This window comes from Kineococcus anabasis, from assembly GCF_054590795.1.
In genome coordinates this window covers 1-6,884 of record NZ_BAAIHU010000018.1, presented here as the reverse complement: position 1 = coordinate 6,884, position 6,884 = coordinate 1, and the positions used below count along the sequence as shown (strand labels likewise).

General features: G+C 70.0%; 6 protein-coding genes. 5 read left to right on the top strand and 1 reads right to left on the bottom strand.

Annotation, left to right across the window (positions count from 1 at the left end; genetic code table 11):
• The 5 genes from ACYQBY_RS22185 to ACYQBY_RS22165 all read left to right on the top strand — a co-directional run.
• A partial coding sequence (locus ACYQBY_RS22185) for a cellulase family glycosylhydrolase (RefSeq protein WP_459646079.1) occupies nucleotides 1-1,019 on the top strand: 1,019 nt, incomplete at its 5' end.
• A 255-nt stretch (nucleotides 1,020-1,274) separates the two neighbouring features.
• Nucleotides 1,275-2,417, top strand: a complete 1,143-nt coding sequence (locus ACYQBY_RS22180; protein WP_459646078.1) for a glycosyltransferase family 4 protein — start codon at nucleotides 1,275-1,277, stop codon at nucleotides 2,415-2,417.
• Nucleotides 2,414-3,640, top strand: a complete 1,227-nt coding sequence (locus ACYQBY_RS22175) for a YveK family protein (protein WP_459646077.1) — start codon at nucleotides 2,414-2,416, stop codon at nucleotides 3,638-3,640. The genes ACYQBY_RS22180 and ACYQBY_RS22175 overlap by 4 nt, the downstream gene beginning before the upstream one ends.
• 43 nt (nucleotides 3,641-3,683) lie before the next feature.
• Nucleotides 3,684-5,027: a hypothetical protein gene (locus ACYQBY_RS22170; RefSeq protein ID WP_459646076.1), complete on the top strand. Its 1,344-nt coding sequence runs from the start codon at nucleotides 3,684-3,686 to the stop codon at nucleotides 5,025-5,027.
• A gap of 29 nt (nucleotides 5,028-5,056) precedes the next feature.
• Nucleotides 5,057-6,328: an oligosaccharide flippase family protein gene (locus tag ACYQBY_RS22165; protein WP_459646075.1), complete on the top strand. Its 1,272-nt coding sequence runs from the start codon at nucleotides 5,057-5,059 to the stop codon at nucleotides 6,326-6,328.
• Here the strand turns inward: ACYQBY_RS22165 and ACYQBY_RS22160 are convergent.
• Nucleotides 6,318-6,884, bottom strand: a 567-nt coding sequence (locus tag ACYQBY_RS22160) for a CBM96 family carbohydrate-binding protein (RefSeq protein ID WP_459646074.1), incomplete at its 5' end; no start/stop codon positions are given. The two genes, ACYQBY_RS22165 and ACYQBY_RS22160, sit on opposite strands and share 11 nt — an antisense overlap.

Sequence of the window (6,884 nt, the reverse complement as noted above, 5' to 3'; positions counted from 1 at the left end):
CGGTGGTGGGGTCGTCGCGGGTGTTGGCGACGGGGGTGGAGGTGTTCTCCCTGTGGCGGGACTGGCCGGTGAACGCCGCGATGCTGGACCGGGTGGCGGCCTCGGGGGCCGGCTGGGTGCGTGTCGGGGTGGGCTGGTGCTCGCTGGAGGAACGCGGCCCAGGGCTGGTCTCCACCTGGTATCAGGACCGCCTGGACGCCACCGTCACCGAGGCCTCCCGCCGCGGGCTGAAGGTCCTGGCCACCCTGGGGTGCACCCCCACCTGGCACAGCGGCACCTCCGACCTCAAGGTTCTGCCCCGCGACCCAGCTCAGTTCCAGCGCATCGCCACCTACCTGGCCACCCGCTACGCCGGCCGCATCGCCGCCTGGGAGATCTGGAACGAGCCTGACTGCTCCGGTGGCAGCTGTCCGCAGACCCCGGCGCGGGACTACGTCCCCGTCCTTCGCGCCGGCTACGCCGGGATCAAGGCCGCCGACCCGGCCGCCACCGTCGTCAGCGGTGGCATCAGCGGCGCCAACGCGCAGTGGATCCAGGACCTCTACGCCGCAGGCGCCCAGGGCTCCTTCGACGCCCTGGGCATCCACCCCTACCAGGGCCCGGCCGCCACCGCCCCGGAGGCGCCACCAGCCTCCCACCCCTACCGCATCAGCAACATCACCAAGGTCCGCGATGTCATGCTGGCCCACGGCGACGGGGCCCGCCCGATCTGGTTCACCGAGTTCGGCTGGACCACTGGAGCAGGCACCGGTTGGCACGCCGGCGTCAGCGAGACCGTCCAAGCCGACTACCTGCGCCGGGCCCTGACCATGGTCCAGAACTGGTACCCCTACATCACCCACGCCTTCGTCTTCACCATCCGCGACCGCGACGACTGGGACGCCTACGAGAACAACTTCGGCCTGCTCCACCTCGATGGCACCCCCAAACCCGCACTCAACGCCCTCACCACCACCAACACCTGGCTGAAGACCCTCCAAGGCACAACCACCCGAACGATCACCGGAGCGAGGCCCTGAGTCACTCGCAGTCAAAGCAGAATGGCAATGGGTAAGCGAAGCTACTGCCATCGAGGTCATCGAGTGCACGAACACCTGCCCGGTGCGAGGATCCACCGAGTTCATCGGCCATGATCAGGTGCGTCGTGACCGAGCCGCAGGAGCGTCCTCCGGTGTTCATGTCACGGAGGGCCGGGGCCGGTTCTCGTTCGCCGTCCAGCGAGCGGGGTGGCACGGTGACCAGCGGATCCGACCGACGCGGAATGTAGGTGTGAAGTGCAGACGCAGACCGCCCTCTTCGTCCTTCCGGCCCTGCAACTCGGGGGTGCCGAACGGCACATCGTCCTCTTGGCGCAGCACCTCGACGCCGAACGATGGAACTCGCGCGTCGCCGCCTTCACCGGCGGGCCCCTCGCGGACGAGCTGCGCGACTCGGGCATACCGGTCGACCTGCTCCCCCGGCCAACCGGCGCGCGGGGTGTCCAGCGCACCGCTGCGGCGCTGCGGCAGCTGATGCAACAGCACGCCCCCGCCGTGGTCAGCGCGCAGCACTTCGTCGCCGACCTGCCGCTGCGAGCCGCGCTCACCCAGCACAGGATGGCTGGGGGCGGGCACGTGCCCTATGTCGTGTGGAAGCACACGTACGGTCACGTCGGCCATCGCGGCGTCCGGGAACGGGCGATGGAGGCCGTATCGGGAGGCCTCGTCACCCGCTACGCCGGGGTGTGCTTCACGCAGGTCACCTACCTGCGCGAGCACCTGGGACTGCCCCCCGACAAGATCGACATCGTGCAGAACAGCCTCCCCGTGGTCGACCGGCGTGACGAGGGGCGCGCAGCCCTCCGCGCGGCGCTCCCCGGTCCGGCCACCGGCCCCGTGGCGGTCGTCGTCGGTGCGCTGCGGGCCGACAAGGGACACCGTGACCTCTTTGAGGCCTGGCGGACGGTGACACAGGAGATACCCGGTGCGGCGCTGGCGGTGGTAGGCGACGGCCCCGAGCGCGGTGTGCTGGAGCAGGCCGCTGCCGGTGTCCCGGGCATCCACTTCCTCGGGACCCGCGTGGACGCGCCGCTCCTGGCCGCGGGCGCGGACGTGTTCGTGCTCGCCTCCTACAACATCGAGTGCTTCCCCTACGCCGTGCTCGAGGCCATGGCCGGAGGCATTCCCGTCGTCACGACGGCGACGGGCGGACTCGCCGAGATGGTGGATCACGGGGTGACCGGTCTACTGGTCCCTCCGCGGTCGCCAGACCCGCTCGGGCGTGCGCTGATCCAGGTCCTCGCTTCACCCGAGAGGGCGCAGGGCTTAGGGGCGGCGGGGCGCCGCAAGCTGGCAGAATGCTTCCCCTTCGCCCGATGGGTCGAGGAGGTCAACTCCCTCTACGCCCAGTGGACCAATCCCACGAGGACAGCAGCGTGAGCACTGACGAGCTGTCCGTGACCGCCCGTCCCCGGCGTCGCGGGCGTCGCGTCCGGCCGACGGGTGTTTCTGCGCACAGCCGCTGGCGTGAGTCGGGTCGGGCAGCGCGCCTCGGTGGTCTCGCCGCCGCTGTCACGCTGGTCGGAGCCCTGCTCGGCCTGCTCGTCAGCGCTCTCGGTGAGACACGGTGGGAGGTCGAGGCGACGCTTCGGCTGGTGGCACCGGCCCAGGACCCACTGCTCTTCGGTGGAGGTGTCAACGCCTCCGCGCTCGAACGCGAGGTGGCCGATTCGGCAGCCTTGGCGGTCTCCGAAGCAGTACTCGCCCCGGCCGCCGCCCGGCTCGGCGATGCTGACTGGACGACCCTGCAGGATGCCGTCGAGGTGGAGCCCAACCCCGGGACGGACATCCTCACCGTGCTGTGCAGCGCCGACTCCTCGGACGTCGCCCGTGAGCGCATGCGAGCCATCACGGAGTCCTTCGCCGAGGTCAGCCGACAGCAGACGGTCGATGCAGCCAGCAGGATCGCCTCAGCTGCGGCGGCGCGCGCGGACAACGCCTCTGCGGGCGACACACAGGCTCTGCGCGACGTGGCTGCCCGATCGCAGGTCCTCGCAGACACCGCCCAACCGGTGCAGGTTCTGACGACGACGGACCCCCGGATGGAAGGTCCGTCATGGTTCCGCGATGCGGCGACGGGTGCCGTGCTGGCACTCATCCTCACTGCTGCGGTCTTGGCCTTCAGGACAGCGCGTCCGGCTTCCGTGTCCTCGGAGCGAGACGCGAGTGAGATCTTGGGGTTGCCGGCGGGGTCGGTGCGCGACGGCGCCGTCCTGCCGGCCTCGCGGCAGCTCATAGCGGATCTGCGGCGGCTCAGTAGTGACTCCACGGGGCGGCCCATCGTCGTCATCCCCGTGGGTGTGATGTCCCGAAGTGCGGCCGACGAGGTCGCGGGGGTGCTGCGCGCGCACTCCCACGACCTCGTTCAAGGCGTTCCGACCCGGACCGTGAACGGCCGTGATGTGAACTCCCACGTAGGCGACGGCGTGCTCGTACGGGTGACGGGGGACCCGGCTTCGACCGTGGTCGCACCCGAGTGCCGCACGGCCGGCGCGATCGTCCTCGCCGTTGAACGCAGCACTTCCGTCCGTGACCTCAGGGCAACCGGTCGACTGTTCCCCGCGTGGGACCGGCGCCCCGACGCAGTGATCGTCGTGGGTTGAGGCGAACGGTGGCAGCAGCTGTCGAGCCGGTGCCGGGCTCGCGATGATCCTCCTCATCCTGTGCGCCGTCCTCGGGGCGGGGTTCGTGTGGCTGCTGGTGACGCGCCCATGGCTGGCGCCGTGGGGGGTCGTCGTGCTCTTCAGCACGACGGCCGAGCTGCGTCTGAGGGTCTCCGAGGTCCTCGGCGTGTCCAAGGACGTCCTCGTGGTGGTGATGCTTGCCACCACCGCCTGGGCTGTGGCCCGCGGCAGGACATCCCTGGCTGCCCGCATCCCACCACCCTCGGTCTGGGTCCCCTTGGCGGTCCTCGTCATCCTGTACGTCGCTGACCTCGGCGGAAACCACGGCAGTGAGTGGTTCTTCGGGACTCGTCTGCTGCTCGAGCCACTGCTCCTCCTGGCCATCGGGTCGCTCAGCCCGGACCCACGCAGGACTCTCCAGCACCTGGTACTCGCTTTGTGCGTGATTCTTCCCGTCCAAGCCGTGCTCGTGTGGATCCAGCAGGCCGTCGGGCCGGACGCGCTCGTCTACCAGTGGGGGTATGCCTTCGGCTCGCAGGTGCGCCTGACCTCCGGTGGTGATCTGCGCAGTCCGGGAACTTTCGAGGAGGCCTTCTCGCTCGCAGCGCTGGCGGTACTCGGTGCCTGCGTCGCAGCTACGGTGGCGACGCGCGGCCAATGCCTGCTGCTGTGGGCGTCGATCGCCGCCGTCCTCGCGGCGACGCAGGTCAGAACAGCAGTCCTGCAGCTCGCGGCGCTCACCGTGGTCCTGCTGCTCCACAAGCGGCGAATGCCCTCTGCGGTGATCGGAACCCTCGGTGCTGCCGGAGGAGCGCTCCTCGCGGCCGGCATCTACCTGAAGTCATCGGCGGTTCCCGGTGGAACCGTCAGACCGCTGCTGTTCACGCTCAACGGACGCTTCGAGGCGTGGGCGGTCGCCTACCAGGGACCGGAGACGTTGCTCCGCGGGAACGGGGTCGGGCAGGTCGGCGCCGGACTCACCCGGGCGAGGAGCGGCCTGCTGGCGAGCGGACCACGCTACGATCCCGACCGGGAGAGCGCAGCCCTGTTCGCCGGGAATCCCGCCTTCATCGACTCGACATGGGGGCAGGTGCTGTCTGATGTCGGCCTGCTCGGTGTCCTCGCCCTGCTGGTCTGGGTCGTGGCGCACGCTTCGTGGCTGAGATCCCCGCTGTCGCAGAACGACCCGGCTGCGTGGCTCGCCGTCTCGATTCTCGTCGTCTCCGTGGTGGACTGGGTCTCGCGCACGACCCTCGGGAGCTACCCGACGGGGTTCTCGACGCTCTACATGCTCGGGCTCGCGACCGGAGCGGCGATCGCGGCACGGGGCGTGCGACGTCTGCGGAGGATCGAGGTGGTGGTATGACGGAGCCGACAGCGGGGAACACTGACCCGATGACGCGACTGGCGCGGCTAGGTGTGATCGCCGCGGTGTCCTCACGGGTGTTCGGGCGTCTGGTCGGCATCTTCCTCGTCATCGTGCTCGCACGATCGGCGGATCCCACCACCGTCGCCCTGTACGGCTTCCTGCTCGGCACGGTGACACTGACGGCGAGCCTGACGGACCTCGGCGTCGCCAGCCTGGCCGGACGTGACGTCGCTGCGGGAACCAGCACCGCGCCCGTTGCGCTGCGCTCTTCACTGGGGCCGCAGGGGTTGTCGATCGCCCTAGCTGCAGGCCTGACGTGCGTGGTGGCTCTGGTGGCCGGACCAGGAGACGTCGGACTGGAAGTCCTCCTGCCATGTGTGATCTTCGTGGCGGCCAACGGGCTCTTGAACCTGTGGTGCGAAATCTTGCGCGGCGCCGGTCGGGTGGCCCGTGAGGGCTGGCTCCAGTCCGTCAGCGCAGCCGTGCTGGCGGTCGTCGGTTCGATCGCCGTGCTACACGGCGCGGGCATCGTGCCGCTCCTCTGGATCGTCGCTGGCAAGGAGATCGCCGCGCTGCTCGTCGCGGCGGCCTGGTTGCGGCCGCGACGCAGCACGACCCAAGGGCCCACCTTCAGTTTCCTGCTGCGGCGCAGCGCCTGGCTCGCGGGCGCGGGCGCGGCACTCGTGGTGCTGTGGCGACAGGGGACCGTCCTGGTGAGCGCGCTGGCCTCGGTGGACGACCTGGCGCAATACGTGGTGGCGACCCGCTTCCTGGATGCAGGGGTGACGATCGCCCACACGATCGGCATTGGTCTGTTCCCTGCGCTGGCCGGTCTCGCGGCCAGAGGGCCCGGGCACGCGCGGCGGCACGTCCGCCGCTACACCGTACTGATCGGTGCTGCTTCGATTCCCCTCGCCGTGGCTGGGGCGCTCCTCGCGGGTCCTGTCACGCTCGCGCTCTTCGGCTACCAGTGGACCTCCGCGGTCGGTGCGGTGCGTGCGATTGCGCTCTCGGCCCCGGCGATTCTCCTGAGCTACCTCTTCTGGTACACGCTGCTGGCGGAAGGCCGTCAGAAGTGGCTCGGGGTGGGCGCGGCGGCGGGCGCCGCGACATCCCTGCTGGCGACCGCCGCCTTGCTTCGGGCCGAGCCGTCGGCGGCCGCCGGGGCGTGGGGTACGACGGCGGGTGCCTTCGCCCTCACGTCTGTACTCGCGGTCGGTCTCCTCGTGCGGACGAAACGTACCGGGACGGCGTCGCCTGTTCAGCAGCCTTCCGAGCACAAGCCCCTCAGCGCCTGATCAGCACCGTGAGCTGGGGAGCCGATCCGGTGGCGACTTCGCGCGAGGTGACGCCGACACCGTCGGGCCCGGTCGCGTACAGCTGCAGGGACACCACACCGCCGCTCACACCGGTGAGAGGGACCGTCACCGGCCCGACGGGCATCTCACCGAAGTCCCCCACCGGTGTCGTCGACGTCCTGCGCGGCTGACCCCGTGTCCAGGACATCGCCGACTCACTCCACGAGGAGCTCGTGCGCCAGACCTGTGGACCATCCGCCGTGGCATCCTCCGCGTGAAGGGTCAGGTTGGACGCAGCCACGCTTTCACCGGCAGCGAGCGGTGGCAGCGCGAACCTCAGGTAGGTCGAGGTGCGACTCCCGGCAGAGGACGACTCCTGGACATCGGACCGCAGGAGGCGTGACGCACCGCCGGTCTGCGTCGGGAACTGCTGTCGCACGATCGTGTCCGCGGCCGGTGTCACGGTGATCGTTCGGGTGGTTGTGCCTTGGAGGGTCTTCAGCCAGGTGTTGGTGGTGGTGAGGGCGTTGAGTGCGGGTTTGGGGGTGCCATCGAG

What these genes read in the sequence shown, in the direction of transcription:
- ACYQBY_RS22165 (WP_459646075.1), top strand. Translation starts at nt 5,057, where the DNA reads ATGACGCGACTGGCGCGGCTAGGTGTGATCGCCGCGGTGTCCTCACGG.
- ACYQBY_RS22170 (WP_459646076.1), top strand. Translation starts at nt 3,684, where the DNA reads ATGATCCTCCTCATCCTGTGCGCCGTCCTCGGGGCGGGGTTCGTGTGG.